Here is a 19,492-nt window from a genome sequence, read left to right as displayed (position 1 = left end):
AGACGGGTTGTCGCGATACCCTTCTGCAACAACCCCGACCGCGCGCCGCCTAGTTGGCCTTTGCCGTCTGGCTGGCGGGTTTCGGCTCGCTGCGACCGAGCGTGCGTTCGAGAAACGAAGCGAGCTTGTCGAGATAAATGTAGACGATGGGAGTGGTAAAGAGCGTGAGCGCCTGGCTGACGATGAGGCCGCCGACCATGGCGTAGCCGAGCGGTTGGCGGATCTCGGAGCCGGTGCCGGAGCCCAGCATAAGGGGGACGGCACCCAGCAGGGCGGCTGCCGTCGTCATCATGATCGGGCGGAAGCGCAGGATGGCGGCCTTGCGCACGGCTTCCTCAGGAGCGAGATGCTCGTCGCGCTCGGTCGTTATGGCGAAATCCACGAGCATGATGCCGTTCTTCTTGACGATGCCGATAAGCAGGATGACGCCGATCATGGCGATCAGCGAGAAGTCGAAGCCCGCAAACATCAGGGTGGCGACAGCACCTGCCCCCGCGGAAGGAAGCGTGGACAGGATGGTCAGCGGGTGGATGAAGCTCTCGTAGAGAATGCCGAGGATCAGGTAGATCACGACGAGGGCGGCGACGATGAGCATCGGCACGGTCGCGAGCGAGTCCTGGAAGGCCTGCGCATTGCCCTGGAAGGTCGTGCGCATGGCGGTGGGCAAGCCAAGCTCGCGCTCTGCCGCTTTGATTGCTTCCGTCGCGGTGCCGAGCGAACCGCCCTGCGCCAGATTAAAGGTGATGGTGACGGCGGGGAACTGGCCCTGGTGAGAGATCGAGAGCGGCTGCGTCTTGCGCGTGGTCCAGCTCGCGAAGGCGGCAAGCGGGACCTGCTCGCCGGTGGACGCCGACTTGACGTAGATCTTGTCCAGGCTCCCGGGCAAGCCCTGCAACTCGGGCAGAATCTCCAGGACGACGTGGTAGTTGTTCTGCTGCGTGAAGAATTGGGCGACTTGGCGCTGGCCGAAGGCGTCGTAGATCGTATTGTCGATGGTGCTCGGATCAAGGCCGTAGCGGGAGGCCTGGTCGCGGTTGATGTCGAGGGTGAGCGTCATGCCGGCCGCTTGCTGGTCGGTGGCAACGTCGCGTAGCTCGGGCAGAGTCTTGAGCTTTTCGAGGATCTTCGGCGCCCACGTGTTGAGCTCGGCGATCTCCGGATCCTGGATCGTGTACTGGAATTGCGAGCGCCCCGCGCGGCCGCCGACAGTGATGTCCTGTGCGGCCTGGAGGTAAAGCTTCACGCCCTCGACGCTTTGGGTGGCCTTGCGCAGGCGGGCAATGATCGCGTCGGCGGATACGTTGCGCTCGCTGCGCGGCTTCAGCGTAATGAAGAAGCGGCCGGTGTTGAGAGACGCCGATGCGCCGCCCGCGCCGATGGCCATGGCATAAGTCTCGATGTCCGGGTCTTTGGCGATGATGTCGCCCAGCGTCTGCTGCAGCCGCATCATCTCGGCAAAGGAGACATCCTGTGCGGCTTCCGATGTGCCCTGGAGCAGGCCGGTGTCCTGCTGCGGAAAGAAGCCCTTCGGGATGGCAACGAAGAGCATGACGGTGCTGGCGATGGTGGCGAAGAACACCATCAGGGTCAGGAAGCGGCGGCGCAGGCAGAAGTCGAGCGCGCGCTCGTAGGCGCGGAGGAGTGCGTCGAAGCCGCGCTCGGTCCACGCGTGGAGCCGGCCATGTTTCACCTCGTGCTCGGGCCTGAGGAAGCGCGAGCACATCATGGGTGTCAGGGTGAGGGCCACAAAGGCCGAGACGGCGATTGTCATGGTGACCGTGACGGCGAACTCACGGAAGAGGCGGCCGATGATGCCGCCCATGAGCAGGAGCGGGATGAACGCGGCGACAAGCGACAGGCTGATCGAGACGATAGTGAAGCCGATCTCCTCCGCGCCCTTGATCGCGGCATCGAACGGCTTCATGCCGTCCTCGACGTGACGCACGATGTTCTCGAGCATGACGATGGCGTCGTCGACGACGAAGCCGACGGCGATGGTGAGCGCCATCAGGGAGAGGTTGTCGAGACTATAGCCCGCGAGCCACATCAGGGCCAAGGCGCCGAGCAGCGACAGTGGAACGGTGACACTGGGGATGATGGTCGCCCATAGGCTGCGCAAGAACACGAAGATGACGGCGACGACGAGGGCGATCGAGATGAGGAGCGTGAACTGCACGTCCTCGACGGAAGCGCGGATGGTCTGCGTGCGGTCGCTCAGAACGTCGATCTTGATCGACGGCGGCATGGCGGCACGCAGCCGCGGAAGCTGGGCCTTGATGCGGTCGACGGTGTCGATGACGTTGGCGCCGGGTTGCTTCGAGATGACAAGGAAAACACCGCGCTTTCCATCGGCCCAAGCGGCCTTCTTCATGTCCTCGGGGCCGTCGATGGCCTGGCCGATATCCTTGACGCGAATAGGCGCCCCGTCGCGGTAGGCGACGATGACGTCGTTCCATCCGGCGGCGTCGCTCAGCTGGTCGTTGGCGTAAATGGTGAGGCTTCGAAGCGTGCCGTCGATATTGCCCTTGGCCTGGTTGACGGTGGTCAGCGCAAGGCGGGCGCGGACGTCCTCCAGCGAGAGACCCTTGGCGACGAGCTTTGCGGGGTCGATCTGGACGCGGATGGCGGGTTTCTGCTCGCCGCCGATGGAGACGAGCCCAACGCCGCTGATCTGGCTGATCTGCTGGGCGAGCTTGGTGTCGGCATTGTCGTCCACGTCCGTCAGCGGCAGGGTGTCGGACGTCGCCGACAGCAGCATGATCGGCGCATCTGCGGGGTTGACCTTGCGGTAGGTCGGAGGCGACGGAAGGTCGGTTGGGAGCTGACCTGCAGCGGCGTTGATGGCGGCTTGAACGTCGTTGGCAGCGGCGTCGATATCGCGGTCGAGGTCGAACTGCACAACCACGGTGGTCGAGCCGAGGCCGGACGAGGATGTGGTCTGGGTGACGCCGGGGATGCGTGCGAACTGGCGTTCGAGCGGCTGCGCAACCGACGAGGCCATGGTCTCTGGGTTGGCGCCGGGCAGGGAAGCGGAGACCTGGATGGTCGGGAAGTCGACCTGCGGCAATGGTGCGACCGGCAGGCGCGGGTAGGCGACGAGGCCGACGAACAGAAGGCCCATCATGATGAGCGTGGTCGCGATCGGACGGCGAATGAAGGGCCCGGAAATTCCGCCGCCCGGCGTTCTCTGGCTGATCCCGTGCATGGCTTGCTCGTTTCCGGTCGCCGCCTGCTTATTGTTTCCCGGCGGTGTTGCTTTCGTCATCGGGCCTGTCGGCGACGCGTGTGCCGGGCTGCAGGCGCGCGTGACCGGCGGTGACGATTTTCTCGCCCGGCTCAAGTCCGGACTCGACGACCGCCAGTCCATTGCCGATTTGGCCGACCTTTAGGTCGCGTTTCTCCACCGTCTGGTCGGGTCTCACGATGTAGGCGAAGAGGCCGGCGGGGCCGCGCTGCACGGCGATGTCGGGCACGACGATGCGATCGTGCAGCGTCGAGACGAGAAGGCGCGTCGATACGGAAAGGCCCGGCCAGAGCTGGTTGTCCGGGTTCTCGAAGCGTCCTTTGAGGCGGATGGTGCCGCTCGCGACGTCGATGTCGTTGTTGACGATGGCGAGCTTGCCGTGCCCCAGCTCCGTTTTGCCGTCGCTCGAGAATGCCGTGAGGTCGAGCGGTCCCTCGCTGAGGGCTCGCATGACGGGAGGGAACTCGCTTTCGGGGGCCGTGAACACGACGGCGATAGGCTGGATCTCGGCAATGGTGACGATGCCGCTCTGATCGGCGGCATGGACGATGTTGCCGATGTCGATGGTGCGCAGTCCCAGCCGGCCGCCGATGGGCGCACGAATGGTCGTGTAGGTCAGATTGACCTTGGCGTTCTCCTGCGCCGCCTCGTCGGCTTTGATCAACGCCTTGAGCTGGTTCACAGTCGCGGTCTGCTGGTCGAGGAGTTGCTTGGTGGCGTAGCCGGGGCCGACCAGAGCGTTCGTCCGTGCGAGATCGGCTTCCGCGCTCGCGAGCGTGGCCTGGTCCTGCGTGATCTTGGCCGTAGCCTGATCGAGTGCGGCCTGGAAGGGGCGCGCGTCGAGCTCGACGAGGACGTCCCCGGCTTTTACGGGCTGGCCTTCCTCGAAGGCGATCTTTTCGACCTGGCCGTCGACGCGGCTGCGTACGGTCACCGAGTTCCACGCCTGGACGGTGCCGAGCCCGTTCAATTCGACGGGGAAGTCGTGGCGTCCGACCGTGGTCGCGCGAACGGGAATAGCGGCTTGGGCGTCATTGCCGCGTTGGGGCGTTTTTCCGGGAGATGCCGGCCAGAACATTCCCTTGGCGACATCCGGATGCTGCCAGACCCAAGTGCCGCCGAGTGCGGTCACGAGCAGGAGCATCACGACCGCGCGCCACCCGAAGTGCCGGGAGCGGCGCGTTGCGGCGCTCTCAGGACGCGTGGGCCGGCGTCCTTTTTCTCGCGCCTCGGAAGGGATGGAACCCTTCATTTCGGCAGCCAGAACTCCGGACTCGCTGGGTCGTTCCTGCATGGATACCAACCAACTGTCGTGTGGCTCGGGTGGCGTTCCCCGGCTCCGTCGCGGGAAGTGTTCAGGCAATAACGCCACGGCCGGGTCCGTTCCGTCCTTTACTTTTACGTAACAGGGGCTTTCGAACGGAAGTGTCGCAGCGGGACGCGTCCCGGCGGCTGGCGGCGCATCAGATTGACTGGGGACGACAACCCCCATATGTGGAGGCGGAAGCAGGCTGACCCGTCGCTGACCGCTGCGGACTCGATGTCGCGCCCGATGCCCCCTATCAGAGCAACCTTTTTCGCGAGCAGGCGTCATTCGCCATGCAAAGTCCCAATAAACAGAGCGGCGACACCGTCGACCCGCGTTGGCAATTGGAGTTCGTGGCGCGTGGTCCCGACGACACGGATCTCCTCGCGCGCGTCGTCGCGGAGCATGTGCGCGGCGGCAGTGTCATCCTCCTCGACGGCGAGCTTGCCGCCGGCAAGACGCATTTCGTGAAGGCGCTCGTGCGTGCTCTCGGCTCGCAAGAGGCAGTGACCAGTCCGACGTATACGCTGGTGCACATTTACGATGCGGGCCGTGTGCCGGTGACGCATGTGGATGCCTACCGCCTTTCGGGGGCGGCGGAGTATCAGGATCTGGGTTTGGACGACGACCGCGAAGACGGGGTGATCGTCATCGAGTGGGGAGATGTCGTCGGCTCTCACTATCCCGAACGGCTCTCGATCCGGCTCGCCTTCGTGGAGGGGGACACCTTCAAGCGCCATGTCAGCGTGCAAGCCGTCGGACAAGGTTGGTCCGGCTTGAAGCGAGGTATTGAAACCGCGTTCGCCGAGGGGGCCGCATGACCGTGGTTCTCGGACTCGAGACCTCGTCCCGACTGCCCGGTGTCGCCGTGTCCCGGGACGGCACCATCTTCGGCGGCCCGGCGGAGGAGCCGGCGGCGCGGGGCACCGACCTCGGGGCGCTGGTCGAGAGGGTTCTGGGCGCTGCCGGTGTGATGCCCCGCGACATCGATCTCATTGCCGTCGATATCGGGCCAGGAGGGCTCAACGCGGTCAGGTCCGGCGTTTCGTTCGCAAACGGCCTGGCGCTCAGCCTCAACCGGCCCATTGTGCCGCTGACGTCTCTCGAGATCATGGGGTGGCGAGCGTTCGCGGAGACGGGGATGCCGGTGCTTTGCATTCGCGGGGCGACGGAGGGACAGGTCTGGGTCGGCGCCTACGACGGGTCGGGGATCGTGCGCACCGAGAGTGGAAGCCTGGATGCCGTGTCGCGGGCGCTGGCGGATCTCGGCGGCCGTTTTGCGATCGCCGGCAAGCTCAAGGACTCCCTGCAGAGATCCCTGCCGGGTATCGACGCGTTGATGACGGACATTGACGTGCCGGCGGTGCATGATCTCATAGCGTTCGCGGCGCGCGCTCCCGAGGACCGTATCGTTTCAGGTCCGATCAGTGCATTTCAGCAATAAAAGAGATGATGGCCGTACGATGAGTAAAGGTGGCACAGTCAGAACCGTCGATCGCACGCACGTCGCCGCCGTGGCCGGCTGCCTGCGCGACGGCGGGATTGTGCTCGTGCCGACGGACACCGTATTCGGCCTCGCCGTGCTTCCCGCGGATGAGGCTGCCGTCAACAGGCTCTTCGAATTGAAGCGGCGGTCTCCGGAGCGTCGTCTGCCGGTGATGGTCGCCGAAACGGGGCAACTCGCCTCGCTCGGGGTGGCGGTGACGGATGCGGCCAGGACGCTGCTCGCCTCGCAGTATGTCCCGGGCCCGCTGACGATCGCGCTCGGGTTTGCTGATCACGGGCGTCCGGACTGGCTCAGGACGCGCGACGAGGTGGCGGTGCGCATTCCGCGAGATGATTTTCTGCTGGCGGTGCTGCGGCAGACCGGACCGCTGTTCGTGACGAGCGCGAACGCGCACGGGATGGCGTCGCCCGATCGCGTCGAGGAGATTCTTGATCAGCTCAGCGACGCTCCGGATATGATCGTCGAAGGTGCTGCCGGAGGCGGACAACCTTCGACACTCGTGAACTGTCGCCTCGTGCCGCCCGTCGTCGAACGGGAAGGGGCTGTTTCGAAAGCGGAGATCGCGCGGTTGCTGTCATGACATCATCCAAAGACCAGGTCATCTTGGGGATCGAGTCGTCGTGCGACGACACTGCCGCAGCGGTGGTCGATGAAGCGGGGCGCGTGCTTTCGTCCGTCGTGGTGAGCCAAGTCGAAATTCACGCTGCCCATGGCGGCGTCTTTCCAGAGATGGCGAGCCGCGCGCACGTGACGGCGATGGTCCCCTGCATCACCAAGGCGCTCGCGGATGCCGGCGTCACTCAGCGGGACTTGCGTGCGATCGGCGTCACGCGCGGGCCGGGTCTGATCGGACCGCTTCTGGTCGGGCTCAATGCTGCTGCCGGTGTCGGACTCGGGTGGGGCGTGCCCGTGATCGGCGTCAATCATCTCCGGGGGCATTTGCGGAGTGCGGATCTCGACGAACAGAGGGTTCGCTTTCCGGCGCTCCTTCTTCTCGTCTCGGGTGGACATACGCTTCTCGCTCACATGGCGACAGCGCATGATGTGCGCATCCTGGGCTCGACGCGGGACGACTCCGTGGGTGAAGCCTACGACAAGGTCGGGCGCCTTATGGGTCTCGGTTATCCGGCGGGCGCCAAGGTCGACCGGCTTGCGGCCACCGGCGATGGGTCACACCTCAGGCTGCCGAGGCCGATGATCGCCGATGGCCTCGACTTCTCGTTCTCGGGACTCAAATCGGCGATGTCCAAATATTTTCCGCTCGATGGCGCCTATCGGCTGGAGGATCTGGCGGCGTCGTTCGTGGACGCCTGCATGGACGTTCTGATCGAGAAGAGCCGACGTGCGCTTGCGGCGCACCCGAGCCGCTCGCTCGTCGTGGTCGGCGGCGTGGCGGCGAGTCCGCAATTGCGGTCGGCCGCTCAGACGTTATGCGCGGAGATGGGCGTTGAACTTTGCCTCCCGCCTTTGCGCTGGTCGACCGACAACGCGGCGATGATCGCGTTGGCGGCGTGGGACTACCTCTCCCTCGAGACCGCTCCGCGTCCGATCGCGCAGCCGAATTTGCGTGTGGACCAGTGGTAGAGGGGGCGCGGCGATCCGCAGCTCCGACTATCCGCGTGGGGGACGGCGGCGCTCGTTGAACCAGGCCCGGTACTCGGTCATTTTTCCGCGTTGGGTGTCGGGCGCACGGCGTTTGCACGTCGACGCCTCGTCGCTCGACTCGGACGCGCCCCATCTCAGCTCGACGCAGTCGTTGACGTTGTAGGCCATCTCGAGCGCCGCGATACGTTCGATCACGTCCTTGAGGGTCAGCGTCCATTCCGAGCCGTCGGATCGCATGTAAGCGAATTTGCGCTCACCGAGCTCGGAGGCGAGCACGGCGCCCAGCTCCGCTTTCACGTCGGAGGCGCTCTTGCCTGGCGGCATCGCGTAGCGTTCCGGGCGCCGGGCGACGCGATCGGGGAAGCCACGCACCACGTCGATGGCGATCAACAGGCGCAGGTCGCGGGACGGCGTTGCAAAATCCTCCCAGGCGCCCGTGGTTTCGAAGATCGATGCGCCGTCCGGCATCGCCACCTCGCCGCCGCCGCCGGTCTGATACTTGCGTCCGTTCTCGACCGACGTCACGCGTGCCTTCACCTGCTCCTCAAGCGACGTGATGGCCTCCTTCATGGCGCGGGTGGGATCGAGCGGTGCCGGCGACATCACGTCGTCCATACGGTCGTAGAAATCCTCGATCGCGAGCTTGGACTGATCGAGCGAGAAGTCGGCGTACTCGGGATTCTTCTCGATTTCGGCGTTGGTCAAGCGCCTGAAGCTGCCACCGCCACGCACGACGGGGCGGAAGCGCTTGAAGCCGGGACTGCCGAGTGCCGGATCCTGAGCGAAGAGGAAGTTTCCGCGCCAGAACCGTTTGCGCGCCACCGTGCCGTCGGGCTGTCCGTCGACGGCGAGAATGACGCCTGCAGCATCGCCCGTCTGCGCGATGCGCTTCGCGATCACCAGAATGTGCCCGTAGGGATCGGCGTAGACGGTGCCGGGGCGCAGTGTCTCCTGCTTCAGCGGAACGGGATAGTAGTCCGTGTTGTTGTCGTCGGCCGCCGTCCGGCCTGCGCCCGAATGCACGCCGTTGGCGACAGTTGTGCGGATGTAGTAGCCGAACCCGGGCACAAGCCCCGGGGGCTTTTTCGGCAGCTTGGCCGCGGGGGCGGGTGCCGCTGACGGCGAGCCGAAGAATCCGAGGAAGTCGCCCGCGGGCCCGGCGACCTTCTGGTCGGGTGGGGGAGCTGGTGGCGGCTCCTCGTTCTGGATGTTCCACCACTGGGTGCACCTCGGTGCCTGGCCAGCGCCGCCGCGCGTGCACTTCGCATATCCGAACGGCAGCCCCATCTTGAAGGCGAAATAGGCGCGCAAGGTGTAGGGAAGATCCGCACAATCGGGCTTGATGATGAGGCCCTTCTCGTCCTCGCGCAGGCCGAGATGATTGAACAGGACGTTGCGCGAGCGATCGCGCAGCACCTCGTGCAGGGCGGGCCAGGACGGTGCCGCGTCGAGCGGTGCGTCGAAGAGCAGCTCGATCCAAGCGGAGTAAAGGTTCTCGGTGGCGCGGCTCCAGGTGTCGCGCACCGGCCATACACTCTTGGCGGCGGCTTGCGCTCCAGGCGGCTGCTTGCGTGCCACGACGATGTCGCGCGAGAGGGTGCTGCACTCGCCGGCCGCGCCATCGCGTGCGAGCTTCAGTTGCCACGTGCCGGCGGCGGGCGATGGGACCTCGGCAACCCAGAAATAGGGCGGGCCACCGTGCCGCTCGCGCGTCTTGACGGCGACGGCCCCGTCGGGAGCAACCAGCGACAGCTCGCCATCGAGCGCCTGCTCGGCGGTGAAGACGACGCGCAGAGGCGTGCCCTTCCAGGGCGTCATCGGCGAGGCCATGACGGCGATGCCGGCAGCGTCCTCGCACTTGGCGGCGGGGGCGTTCTTTGCGTCGGCGGCGCGCGCGATCGGGACGGCAAACGTCCCGACGATCAGCGCTGAGGCCGTCACGGCAGCGGCAAAGCGGCGTGCAGGAAACACGGGAGCCTCCCCGGGGCACTCCTCAACCGGTCAACACTATTGTGAAAGCTTTGGCTGAACCATGGCAAAATTAGGGGAGTGCCGTCGTGGCAGCCAAGCGGCGGCGTCTGCTTAACCAAATGGGCGCTCAGCGCGCGGTTCACGCCTTATCGTATCCGGCGCAATGGTGAGGCTATTTCTTGCCCTTGCCCGCCCGCGTGGCGATTTCTTCCACCAACCTTGTGAGCTCCTTGTCGACTTGCCAGTCGACCAGACTGCTGTAGGGCCGCTCCGGATCGTTGAACATCTGAAACTGGGTGAGGCTCTCAACGAGCGAGTATGGACAAAAGCTAATCACGATTGGAAGGAAGAAAATTCCCCGTTGCTCTCTTGCTGCGAAGAGCTTTGGAAGCTCAGTCGACAGGATGTAGTCGGAGTTCAAAAAGCTCGGCGAGACGAGCAGCAGGGCACCATCGCACCTATCGATCGCGCTGAGCACAGATTTTTCCCACGCCTCTCCCGGCTCAATCTTGCGGTCAAACCAGAGTTCGATTTTTTTGTTTCTCGTTAGCGGCGAGAGCGCTTTTTCAATCCGTTCTGCCCAATTCAGATCCTCACGGGCATAACTCACAAATAATGTCCTGGTCCGCTCAGGTTGCGGCGTGTCGGCCGTTGGTGGCTGGGACGGCGATTGGACGGGATGCGCAGGGTTAGGTGAGCCCGCAGATGATTTTGGCGGCTCGCCTTTTCTCTTGGAGGAGAGAGCGGATATCTGTTCGTCCGACAAGCCTCCCGTCGTTTGAACGCGAATTGATTGTTCCTTGCCAGATGCCTTGTCCCTTGCAAACACGTGCAGCACGCTGTTCGCGTCTACATCGAAAGTGACTTCGAGTTGAGGGATGCCACGAGGCGCCGGTGGAATTCCACTCAGTACGAACTCGCCGATCAGGACATTGTCGGATGCGAGAGGGCGCTCGCCCTGGAACACGCTAATGGTCGTTGCCTCTTGGTTGTCCTCGTGCGTGGAGAAGATCAGCGATCTTTTAGACGGAATCGTCGTGTTCCGCTCGATGAGGCGTACGAATGATCCATCTGCGGTGGCAATTCCGAGCGAGAATGGGGCCACGTCCAGGAGCAGGACGTCCTTCATCTCGCCAGACATGACAGCCGCTTGTACAGCAGCACCTAGAGCAACAGCATCCTCACGCCTCAGACTTCTGTAGGAGGCGCGCTGGAAGAACTGGTGGACCTTCTCGGTGACCAATGGGATCCTGGTGGATCCGCCAATCAGGACCACTTCGGTAATATCTTCCACTGTTGCGGACCGGATCGATCCGCCTCCCATGTCGATTTTACAGTCCTGCAAGGCAGCCTTGCAGATCTCTACGGTACGGTCCACGAGCCCGGCGACGAGGCTCTCAAATACTTTCCTCGTGAGGGTGGTGTGCAGGTGTCGCGGACCGAACTCGTTCGAAGCGAGGAACGGCAAATTGATTGCGGTCGTGTTGGCCGAAGACAGGTTGATCTTGGCGCCTTCTGCAGCTTCCCTGAGACGCTGAAGCGCAAGTCGATCGTTGGAGAGATCCAGCCCATGCTCCTTGCGGAACTGATCGGCCAAATGCTCGACGAGCTTTGTGTCGAAGTCCTCGCCGCCTAGAAAGGTGTCGCCATTGGTGCTTTTTACCTCAAAGACACCATCGCTGATTTCGAGGATCGAGATGTCGAATGTGCCACCTCCGAGGTCGTAGACGGCGATGATCTTCAGGTCCTTCGCCTTGTCGAGGCCGTAGGCCAGCGCAGCGGCTGTGGGTTCGCTAATGGTGCGAACAACCTCCAAGCCGGCTATACGCGCTGCGGCGATCGTCGCCTGTCGTTGCGCATCGTTGAAATAGGCGGGAAGCGTTACAACCGCGCGATTTACCGTTTCGCCCAGGTAGACCTCGGCCGTCGTGCGCATCTTTTGCAGGATGTGCGACGAGATCTCCTGCGGCGAGTATTCCCGGCCATCAATCTCGATCCAGGCGTCCCCGTTGGCGCTGCGGATGATCTTATAAGAGGCCGTTCGCTTCAGCGTTTCGATCGACGGGTCGTCATAGCGACGGCCGACGAGGCGCTTCACTGCGTTTACTGTGCCGTCGTGGTTTATGATGGCTTGCCGGCGGGCGGCCTCACCAACAAGTATGTCGCCATTGTCCATGAACGACACGGTCGAAGGCGTCGTCCCTTCGCCTTCGGAATTCTCGATGATTACGGGGCTGTTGCCGCTTAGGATCGCAACACGTGAACTCGTTGTTCCCAAGTCGATGCCGACAATTCTTCCCATTGAATGATCGCTAGAATATCCCCGCCCCGATATCGACATTTGAGCAGGAAGGGCGCCCGTCCGCAACGTGCTTGGCCGTTTCGCCGATGGAGGCGCGGACACCTTTCAACAGGCCGACGAGCGATGGTGTCTTGTTGCATCTGATGCTGGGCGGGTTGTGAAGTTGCCGCGCACGCGCAAGCTTGGGTGGCGAGTGCGATTATTGCTCTCTCTCTCTCGCCATGCTGCTTGCACCGGCGACCACTTTCGCGACTGGATCGCGATGCTTCGCGCCTGGCTGGGAAGGAAAGGTGGAATGCCGCGTGCTCTATCCAGAGCGGGTGGCTACCCTAGAATGACTGTGGGTCGGTTGGTTGCGGGAGTAGGATTTGAACCTACGACCTTCAGGTTATGAGCCTGACGAGCTACCGGGCTGCTCCATCCCGCGATACCGACACATCTCTCCGACCTGACATAGCCTCGTGAGGCTTGCCACGTCGTCTCGAACGATCCGGCCACTCGAAGTGGCCACCCTTGCGAAACTTGGGCTGATCAGGGCCGCCTTGTCCCTTGGGATCGATCCCTTAGGACTTGGTCCCTTGGGACCGGCCCGTTCGAAGAGCCGCCGGCAGGGCGGCTCGGCGAGGTCTATAGCACGATTTTTGGCTTTGTGAACCCCGATCGCACCCGGCATTTTCCGCCGCCCGGCATTATCCCTTGAACAATGTGCTTCCACGACGGATTTTGCCGGCCAGCTATGCGCTACGGCCCGAGAACTTTCGTATAAGCTGGGTCGTGAACATCGTACTGCCGGACGAGACACCACCCGCATGACTCCTGCCGATCCCCGCCGAAGCGACCAAGCCCAAGCAACACGTACGGCGGCGGGTCTCGAGGAGACGTTCGTTCTGCTCGACAACAGCAGCGGCCGCGGAACGCCGTCGCTCCTCTTTTCGGAACCCATCGAGATCATCTCGGCCATGACGGCGGACGAGGTGCCGCAGGCGCTTGCCCGGCTCGAGGACGGCACGTCGGCGGGGTACCACGCGGCGGGCTTCTTCGCCTACGAGCTCGGCTACGTGCTCGAGCCCAAGATCCGCAGCCTTTTTCCGGACGGGCGGAGCGTGCCGCTGATCTGGTTCGGCCTCTATCGGGCGCCGCGCGCGATGACCGAGCGGGAGGTTGACCATTGGCTTGCAACCCACACCCGCAGCGGCTCCTATCAGTTCACCTCGGTGACCACGGCGTGGGATCAGGCGGAGTACGAATCGAGGTTCGCCGCGGTGCAGGACAAGATCCGCGCCGGCGATATCTATCAGCTCAACCTCACCTTCAAGGCGCGTTTTCGTCTCGAAGGCTCGCCGCTGACCTTCTATCGCGATCTCCGACAGCGGCAGCGCGTGGCCTATGCCGGTATCGTCGATACGGGCGAGGTTACCGTGCTTTCGGCGAGCCCTGAACTCTTCATCGAGAAGCACGGGCAGGTCGTGTCGACCCGGCCGATGAAAGGCACGGCGCCGCGGGCCGGGACACCCGAAGCCGACGAGGACGCGCGGCGCGTGCTTTCGAGCGACGTCAAGCAGCGCGCCGAGAATCTCATGATCGTCGATCTGATGCGGAACGATCTCGGAAGAATCGCCGAGGTGGGTAGCGTCAGCGTCACGGATCTATTTACCGTCGAGACATTCCGCACGCTGCACCAGATGACGTCCGGCGTGCGGGCGACGCTGAAGGACGGCGTCGGGCTCGCGGATCTCGTGCGTGCGATCTTCCCACCGGGGTCGGTGATCGGGGCGCCGAAGATCCGGGCCATGGAGCTGATCCGCGACTACGAGACGGAGCCGCGCGGCGTCTACTGCGGTGCCATCGGCACCATTTCCCCCGAGGGCTCGGCACTCTTCAACGTGGCCATCCGCACACCCGTCATCTTCCGCGATGGGCGCGGCGAGATGGGAATCGGATCGGGCGTCGTCTACGACTCCGTCGGCGCCAAGGAATACGCCGAATGCCTGCTCAAGATGAAATTCCTCACCGACCCGCCGAAGAGTTTCGAGCTGATCGAAACGCTGCTCCACGTGCCGGAGGAGGGATTCTGGCTCCTCGACGGCCATATCGCACGGCTGCGCGCGTCCGCCGCCTATTTCGGATATGCGTTCGACGAGGCCAAGGTGCAGGCGGCACTCGATACCGCGGTTGCCGGGCAAACGGGAAAGCGGCTACGCGTGCGGCTGCTACTAGCTGAAGATGGTGGGCTCACGGTCACCGTGACGGAGCAGCCTGCCCAGGTGCCGGGGGCGGTGATGCGTTTCGTCGTCTCGGAGACGCGACTCGACAGCACCAATGCCTTCCTTTTCCACAAGACGACTCGGCGCGAGCTTTACGACCGCGAGTGGCAGCACTACGCGGACACGGTCAAGGCCGACGAGGTCCTCTATCTCAATGAGCGCGGCGAACTCGCGGAAGGAAGCCGGACCAACATCTTCATTGAGCGCGATGGCAGGCTTCTCACGCCGCCGCTCTCGAGCGGACTTCTCCCAGGCGTGTTGCGCGGCGTGCTGATCCGGAGCGGCAAAGCCCACGAGGCCGTGCTTACGCTCGACGATCTCGCGGGCGCGGACGCGATCTATGTCGGAAATTCCGTGCGGGGTCTGGTTAAGGCCGAACCGCTGAAGCAGCTGCGTTGAGGCGGCTTATCTTGTCGGCTGGGAATGCTGCAGTGCGCAATTTCAGTGGCGCGATTGCTGCGGCGCACTAATTGGAGCGGTTCTCAGGAGCGTCCTGCGGCGGGGAAATGGATGCCGTCTCGGAGCCGCTGCCATGAATTGCAGCGACGACAAAAACAAGCGCCGCAAACGTTAGCGCAACCGCAAGTGCGATTTCGCGCACGGAGCGGCGTACACGCTCGGCGATCGGGCCCGACTGCAATTTTCGTGGCATCATCATGCGCGCCAATCTGCGCAAACAAGCACCCCGTGACCAGAGTGCTCAACGCCGCGCGACAGATGCGCACAGCGTACCGACAATCCCTTCATCAAGCCGCAATCGATAGTGCGCGAACGCGCTTCCGACGGCGATGCCCTTGGCTTCAAGGGCGCATTGACCATCATCAAAGGCCACGCATGACACAGCCGAAGATCAGCACGAATTGTGCAACGACGAGCACCCAGAATTCTTGACCTGTGATGTAAGGAATTGAAGCGCCGAAGAAATAGGTGACGAGCGCGAGCACCGTAAGGATGACCGACAGCATGTACGTCAGGATGCCGGGTGCTTTCAGGACCATCGTTGATCTCTCCCCTCGAGACTTCGTTCCTTCCGATCGGTGACAACCAGGCTGCCGCCGATTCGCTCTCCGTAGCCCGGGGCTTATAGCAGCCGCTGCAGGTAGTGGCATGGGCTTGACGGCAACAGTCGTTGACCGTCGGGGAGACGGGTGTTGGAACCGTTTCTATTTAGCGATGTTTTGTCTCGTGGAATCACAACGTTATCTATGCTTTCTTAGAAAGATTGGAATGAGGGCGCGCTGCCCTAAAACAGGTCGGACCCGCTTTTATCGACCGCAGCGCTCAGGAACCTTAAGCGTTTCGGCTGCCGTTAAGGAGACTGCTATGCTTCGTGTGTGCTCGGTCGCCATCGTCGTCGCCGCTTGCCTCGTCGCGCCCTTGAGCGCAGCCGCTTATGGGCCGAGGGTCAAGAAGTTCTGCGCCAACGATTACATGGACAATTGCCATCTTCATCGGCTCGGCACGCCGGAGCTCCGGGCGTGCATGCGCAAGGCGGGGGCGAAGCTCAGCCCGGAATGCGTTAATGCGCTCATCGCTGAAGGCGAAGTCTCGGCTGCCGAGGTCGCCCAGCGGCGGGCTGCCGCTGCCGCCGCCGGTAAATAGTCCGCTCCATCGGCTTGTTGTCTCAGGTGCCGCGCGGCTTGGCGCGCGCGGTGGGTGCGGCGTTGGCCGGATCGTCGGGCCAAGGGTGGCGCGGATAGCGGCCCTTCATCTCCGCTTTCACAGCGGCCCATGATCCGCGCCAGAAACCCGGCAGGTCGCGCGTGATCTGGATCGGCCGATGGGCAGGAGACAGCAGATGCAACGTGAGCGGCAGTCGCCCCCCGGCGATGCCGGGGTGCGTCTTGAGGCCGAACAGCTCCTGCACGCGGATATGAAGCGCGGGGGCGCCTGCGCCTTCGTAGTCAATGGCGTGGCGATTGCCGGTTGGCGCTTCGAAGTGCGTGGGCGCGTCCTCGTCCAGACGGCGCTTGAGGGACCATGGGATGAGTGCGTCGAGGGCCTGGCCCAAGTCTTCGGCTGACACATCGGCAAGACGCGTCTTTCCAGCCAGGTAAGGTCCGAGCCAATCGGGAAGCGTGGCCGTCAGCGCCGAGTCTGTCAGGTCGGGCCAATCGCCGCCGCCTGCGTTGCGCAGGAAGGCGGAGCGGTCGCGGAGCTGCACTTGCGCTTTGCTCCAGGGGAGACGGGCCGCGCCGAGAGAGGCAAGCCCTGCGGCAAGAGCGGTTTCCACCTCAGGGCTTGGGTCGGCCGGGCGCGGCTCGCTGGCAAGCTCGATGGCGTCGAGGCGGCGCACGCGGCGCGCGCGCACAGCGGCGGCCTCGCGATCAAAGAAAAGGTCGTTGCGGATCGCGATACGATGGCCGGCGATGCGGGTCATCTCGGCCTCGGTGGTCTCGGCGGCGAGCAGGATGCGTGTGGCGGCTGCTGCGCCCTGCATCTCTGCCACAACGAGGAACTGCGCGCCGGAGAGGGTGTCGGTGGGATCGAGGTTGGCGCCACGGCCGTTGGCGAGCAGATACTGGCCGCGCGGGCCGCGGGCTTTGGCGATGCGCTCGGGGTAGGCGAGGGCCAGGAGTGTTGCCGTGGATGCCTCCCCTCTCTCGGCCGCTTGCGCCGCCGGCTGTCGCGGCCCCTCATCCCGATCATCTCCCCGTGAAGAACCGGGTTGGGGACGAGTAGTGCGCGCGATCCTTGCCCAACCTTCGGCGAGGCGGCGCATCTCGGTGGTCCGGCGCGAGCGGTCACGTCGGAAGGCCTGGAGGCGGTGATCGAGGGATGTATCGTTGCCGCCAAGGCCACGCTCGACGAGGATGGCGGCGATGTCGGCCGCTTCGCGCTCGCTACCGATCAGCGCGGCTTCGATCAGCATGGCGGCGAGGCGCGGCGGCAAGGGAAGCGCACGCAGCCGGCGGCCGGCGTCCGTCAAATGGCCATCGCTGTCGACGGCGCCGAGGGCGACGAGCTCCTCGCGGGCGGCATCGAGCGCGGCGGGCGTGGGGGGATCGAGCCACGCCAGCGTGCGCGGATCATTGATGCCCCATTCGGCACAATCGAGCACGAGCGGCGCGAGGTCGGCGGCGCGGATCTCGGGCTCCGAGAAGGGCGGCAGGCTCGCGGTTTCGGCCTCGTCCCACAAGCGGTAGCAGACGCCGGGCTCGATGCGGCCCGCACGGCCGCGACGCTGATCGGCGGAGGCGCGCGAGACGCGGACGGTGGCGAGGCGGGTTACACCGACGTCGGGATCGAAGCGCGGTACGCGGGAGATGCCGCAATCGACGACGACGCGTACGCCCTCGATAGTGAGCGAGGTTTCTGCGATCGACGTGGCGAGCACGATCTTGCGCTTTCCGGGCGGGGCAGGCGCGATGGCCGCGTCCTGCTCGCGCCGGTCGAGCGCGCCATAGAGCGGCGCCAGAATGGCGGCGCTCGGGTCGAGGCGATCGCGCAGGCGCTCCTCGGTGCGGCGGATCTCGCCCTGGCCGGGCAAGAAGGCGAGGATGGAGCCCGTCTCGGAGCGGAGCGCGCGGTCGATGGCGTCCGCCATCTGGTCCTCGAGGCGCAGCGTCGGGCTTCTGCCGAGGTAGCGTGTTGCGACGGGGAAGCTCTGTCCTTGGCTCGAGACGACGGGTGCTTTGCCGAGGAGGTCCGCCACCTTCTCGCCGGCAAGCGTCGCCGACATCACGAGAATGCGGAGGTCGTCGCGCAGGCTCCTTTGTGCGTCGAGGGCGAGAGCGAGACCGAGATCGGCGTCCAGCGAACGCTCGTGGAATTCGTCGAACAAGACGGCGCCGATGCCCTCCAGCGTCGGGTCGTCGAGGATCATTCGCGTGAAGACGCCTTCGGTCAGCACCTCGATGCGGGTCTTTTTGGAGACGCGGGTATCGAGGCGTGCGCGCAAGCCTACGGTCTCGCCGATCTCCTGACCAAGTGTCGTCGCCATGCGGTTCGCTGCGCCACGCGCGGCGAGGCGGCGCGGCTCCAGGACGAGGATCTTACGGCCCTGGAGCCATGGCTCATCGAGGAGTGCGAGCGGGACCCGCGTCGTTTTTCCCGCGCCGGGTGGCGCCACGAGCACGGCAGCATTGGTGCGTGCGAGCGCATCCGCCAGGGGCGGAAGGGCTTCGTCGATTGGGAGCGCGGGCGCGAATCGCCCGCTCGATCTCGGGTTGGAAGGACTGTCCATCGTGGCGGGCTTAGCACGCCGCTCCGGCGAATGAGAGGGTTCTCGACGCGCCGCCTTTACAACACCACTCAGCTGGCCGATACCCGCCTTTTCGGAAGGCCCGGGGGCGGGCCGGCCATCTCGCGGGGACCGTCTTCATGCTTCGCTTCGCAGTCGCGCTTGTTGTCCTGGCTTCGGGATTCACTGCCGGCTCGGGCGCCGCAAGGGCAACCGAGCTCGACGGCTTCTGGATGGATTCACATGGAGAAGTAGTGCTGCAGGTGGAGCCCTGCGCCGCCGACATGTGCGCCAAGGTCGTCTGGCTGCGGTTGCCGTATGGGCCGGACCGCATGCCGCTCAAGGATTTCCGCAATCCCGACGAGTCGCTGCGGGAGCGGCAGGTGTGCGGATTGCGTGTCATCAACGGCTTCGCCAAGCAGCCGGACGGAACCTGGGGCGGCGGCGACGTCTACGTTCCCGATCTCGGCATGAGCTTCAAGGGCTACGCGACCGTGCTGAGCCCGACCCAGATCGAGGTGAGGGGTTACGTATTCCTGCCACTGTTCGGCTCCACGGAGGTGTGGAGCAAGGTGGCGAAGCCGGCCTACCATTGCGAGAAGGACGGCGTGCCGCCTGCGCCGCCGCTGCCGAAGACGGAATAGCGCGCGTCAGCGTCCTACGAGCCGATGCCGCGCTCGGGCTCGAGCTTGAGGTAGGCGCGTTGCGTGTCGGTGATGTAGTCGCGCACGATCGGCACCGCGTCGCGCTTCTTCGCCAGCTGCATGTGGAAGACGAGCTGGCTTCCGGTGCGGAACATCATCTCGGCGCTGATCAGGTAGAATTCCCACATGCGGCAGAAGCGCTCGTCGTACATCTGTGCGACCTGAGCGCGGTTGGCCTGGAAGCGACTCTCCCAGTGGGCGAGCGTCTTCGCGTAATGGAGCCGCAGGAACTCGAGGTCGGTGACCCACAGGCTGTTCTGCTCGACGGCCGTAAACACCTCCGAGAGTGCCGGCGAGTAGGCGCCGGGGAAGATGTATTTCCGGAGCCAGGGGCTCGCGGTGCCCGGCGGACTCATGTGGCCGATGGAATGCAGGAGCATGACACCGTCGTCGGTCAGGAGATCGT

At 64.5% G+C, this 19,492-nt stretch carries 14 protein-coding genes, 1 tRNA gene and 1 pseudogene; 7 read left to right on the top strand and 9 right to left on the bottom strand.

Annotation, left to right across the window (positions count from 1 at the left end):
- Positions 1-49: 49 nt before the first annotated feature.
- Both QZV93_RS10780 and QZV93_RS10775 read right to left on the bottom strand, forming a co-directional pair.
- A complete protein-coding gene (locus QZV93_RS10780; protein WP_295558400.1) occupies positions 50-3,205 on the bottom strand; it encodes a multidrug efflux RND transporter permease subunit in 3,156 nt (1,051 codons plus the stop codon).
- Positions 3,206-3,233: 28 nt separating this feature from the next.
- Complete coding sequence (locus QZV93_RS10775) at positions 3,234-4,388, bottom strand: efflux RND transporter periplasmic adaptor subunit (protein ID WP_295558398.1); 1,155 nt, start codon at positions 4,386-4,388, stop codon at positions 3,234-3,236.
- 455 nt (positions 4,389-4,843) lie between these two features.
- Here QZV93_RS10775 and tsaE point away from each other — a divergent pair, with 455 nt between their 5' ends.
- Genes tsaE through tsaD form a run of 4 tightly spaced genes read left to right on the top strand, consistent with a single transcriptional unit; the run spans position 4,844 to position 7,641 of the window.
- Complete coding sequence (gene tsaE / locus QZV93_RS10770) at positions 4,844-5,371, top strand: tRNA (adenosine(37)-N6)-threonylcarbamoyltransferase complex ATPase subunit type 1 TsaE (RefSeq protein WP_295558337.1); 528 nt, start codon at positions 4,844-4,846, stop codon at positions 5,369-5,371.
- Positions 5,368-5,994 (top strand): tRNA (adenosine(37)-N6)-threonylcarbamoyltransferase complex dimerization subunit type 1 TsaB, encoded by a 627-nt coding sequence (gene tsaB / locus QZV93_RS10765; RefSeq protein ID WP_295558335.1) that lies wholly within the window; start codon positions 5,368-5,370, stop codon positions 5,992-5,994. Before tsaE ends, tsaB begins: the two co-directional genes overlap by 4 nt.
- Before the next feature lie 19 nt (positions 5,995-6,013).
- Positions 6,014-6,637 (top strand): L-threonylcarbamoyladenylate synthase, encoded by a 624-nt coding sequence (locus QZV93_RS10760; protein ID WP_295558333.1) that lies wholly within the window; start codon positions 6,014-6,016, stop codon positions 6,635-6,637.
- Positions 6,634-7,641: a tRNA (adenosine(37)-N6)-threonylcarbamoyltransferase complex transferase subunit TsaD gene (tsaD, locus tag QZV93_RS10755; protein WP_295558331.1), complete on the top strand. Its 1,008-nt coding sequence runs from the start codon at positions 6,634-6,636 to the stop codon at positions 7,639-7,641. The genes QZV93_RS10760 and tsaD overlap by 4 nt, the downstream gene beginning before the upstream one ends.
- 27 nt (positions 7,642-7,668) lie before the next feature.
- Here the strand turns inward: tsaD and QZV93_RS10750 are convergent, their stop codons facing one another.
- The 4 genes and pseudogenes from QZV93_RS10750 to QZV93_RS10735 form a co-directional block, all read right to left on the bottom strand.
- On the bottom strand, positions 7,669-9,633 hold the full coding sequence (locus QZV93_RS10750; RefSeq protein WP_295558329.1) for a hypothetical protein: 1,965 nt from the start codon (positions 9,631-9,633) through the stop codon (positions 7,669-7,671).
- Between the two features lie 172 nt (positions 9,634-9,805).
- Positions 9,806-10,243 carry a toll/interleukin-1 receptor domain-containing protein gene (locus tag QZV93_RS10745; protein WP_295558397.1) on the bottom strand — a complete coding sequence of 146 codons (438 nt, stop codon included), beginning with the start codon at positions 10,241-10,243 and terminating at the stop codon, positions 9,806-9,808.
- 129 nt (positions 10,244-10,372) lie between these two features.
- Positions 10,373-11,935, bottom strand: a pseudogene (gene dnaK / locus QZV93_RS10740) (molecular chaperone DnaK); the annotation flags it as partial.
- A gap of 350 nt (positions 11,936-12,285) precedes the next feature.
- A tRNA-Met gene (locus QZV93_RS10735) sits at positions 12,286-12,362 on the bottom strand.
- Positions 12,363-12,744: 382 nt separating this feature from the next.
- Between QZV93_RS10735 and pabB the strand changes: the two genes are divergently transcribed.
- Positions 12,745-14,598 carry an aminodeoxychorismate synthase component I gene (gene pabB / locus QZV93_RS10730; protein ID WP_295558328.1) on the top strand — a complete coding sequence of 618 codons (1,854 nt, stop codon included), beginning with the start codon at positions 12,745-12,747 and terminating at the stop codon, positions 14,596-14,598.
- A gap of 422 nt (positions 14,599-15,020) precedes the next feature.
- Here pabB and QZV93_RS10725 read toward each other — a convergent pair whose 3' ends face one another.
- The gene (locus QZV93_RS10725) at positions 15,021-15,197 is read right to left on the bottom strand and encodes a hypothetical protein (RefSeq protein ID WP_295558327.1); all 177 of its coding nucleotides are present in this window, start codon (positions 15,195-15,197) and stop codon (positions 15,021-15,023) included.
- Positions 15,198-15,522: 325 nt separating this feature from the next.
- Here QZV93_RS10725 and QZV93_RS10720 point away from each other — a divergent pair, with 325 nt between their 5' ends.
- A complete protein-coding gene (locus QZV93_RS10720) occupies positions 15,523-15,801 on the top strand; it encodes a hypothetical protein (protein WP_295558325.1) in 279 nt (92 codons plus the stop codon).
- Between the two features lie 22 nt (positions 15,802-15,823).
- Here the strand turns inward: QZV93_RS10720 and hrpB are convergent, their stop codons facing one another.
- Positions 15,824-18,385, bottom strand: coding sequence for an ATP-dependent helicase HrpB (hrpB, locus tag QZV93_RS10715; RefSeq protein WP_295558324.1), 2,562 nt, complete (start codon positions 18,383-18,385; stop codon positions 15,824-15,826).
- A 137-nt stretch (positions 18,386-18,522) separates the two neighbouring features.
- On the opposite strand from hrpB, the gene QZV93_RS10710 reads away from it, so the two are divergent.
- The gene (locus QZV93_RS10710; protein WP_295558322.1) at positions 18,523-19,026 is read left to right on the top strand and encodes a DUF2147 domain-containing protein; all 504 of its coding nucleotides are present in this window, start codon (positions 18,523-18,525) and stop codon (positions 19,024-19,026) included.
- Positions 19,027-19,040: 14 nt separating this feature from the next.
- Here QZV93_RS10710 and QZV93_RS10705 read toward each other — a convergent pair.
- Positions 19,041-19,492 (bottom strand): class I SAM-dependent methyltransferase (locus QZV93_RS10705; protein WP_295558320.1); only part of this gene is annotated, 452 nt, incomplete at its 5' end.

This window comes from uncultured Hyphomicrobium sp. (assembly GCF_902826555.1).
In the GTDB taxonomy this organism is placed as follows: domain Bacteria; phylum Pseudomonadota; class Alphaproteobacteria; order Rhizobiales; family Hyphomicrobiaceae; genus Hyphomicrobium_C.
This window is presented reverse-complemented; position numbering and strand designations above follow the sequence as displayed.

Bases quoted from the DNA above. Each gene is read 5' to 3' on its own strand.
- tsaB (WP_295558335.1), top strand. From the start codon at position 5,368: ATGACCGTGGTTCTCGGACTCGAGACCTCGTCCCGACTGCCCGGTGTC.
- QZV93_RS10760 (WP_295558333.1), top strand. From the start codon at position 6,014: ATGAGTAAAGGTGGCACAGTCAGAACCGTCGATCGCACGCACGTCGCC.
- pabB (WP_295558328.1), top strand. From the start codon at position 12,745: ATGACTCCTGCCGATCCCCGCCGAAGCGACCAAGCCCAAGCAACACGT.
- QZV93_RS10710 (WP_295558322.1), top strand. From the start codon at position 18,523: ATGCTTCGCTTCGCAGTCGCGCTTGTTGTCCTGGCTTCGGGATTCACT.
- hrpB (WP_295558324.1), bottom strand. From the start codon at position 18,385: ATGGACAGTCCTTCCAACCCGAGATCGAGCGGGCGATTCGCGCCCGCG.
- QZV93_RS10720 (WP_295558325.1), top strand. From the start codon at position 15,523: ATGCTTCGTGTGTGCTCGGTCGCCATCGTCGTCGCCGCTTGCCTCGTC.
- QZV93_RS10775 (WP_295558398.1), bottom strand. From the start codon at position 4,388: ATGCTCCTGCTCGTGACCGCACTCGGCGGCACTTGGGTCTGGCAGCAT.
- QZV93_RS10725 (WP_295558327.1), bottom strand. From the start codon at position 15,197: ATGGTCCTGAAAGCACCCGGCATCCTGACGTACATGCTGTCGGTCATC.
- QZV93_RS10780 (WP_295558400.1), bottom strand. From the start codon at position 3,205: ATGCACGGGATCAGCCAGAGAACGCCGGGCGGCGGAATTTCCGGGCCC.
- tsaD (WP_295558331.1), top strand. From the start codon at position 6,634: ATGACATCATCCAAAGACCAGGTCATCTTGGGGATCGAGTCGTCGTGC.
- tsaE (WP_295558337.1), top strand. From the start codon at position 4,844: ATGCAAAGTCCCAATAAACAGAGCGGCGACACCGTCGACCCGCGTTGG.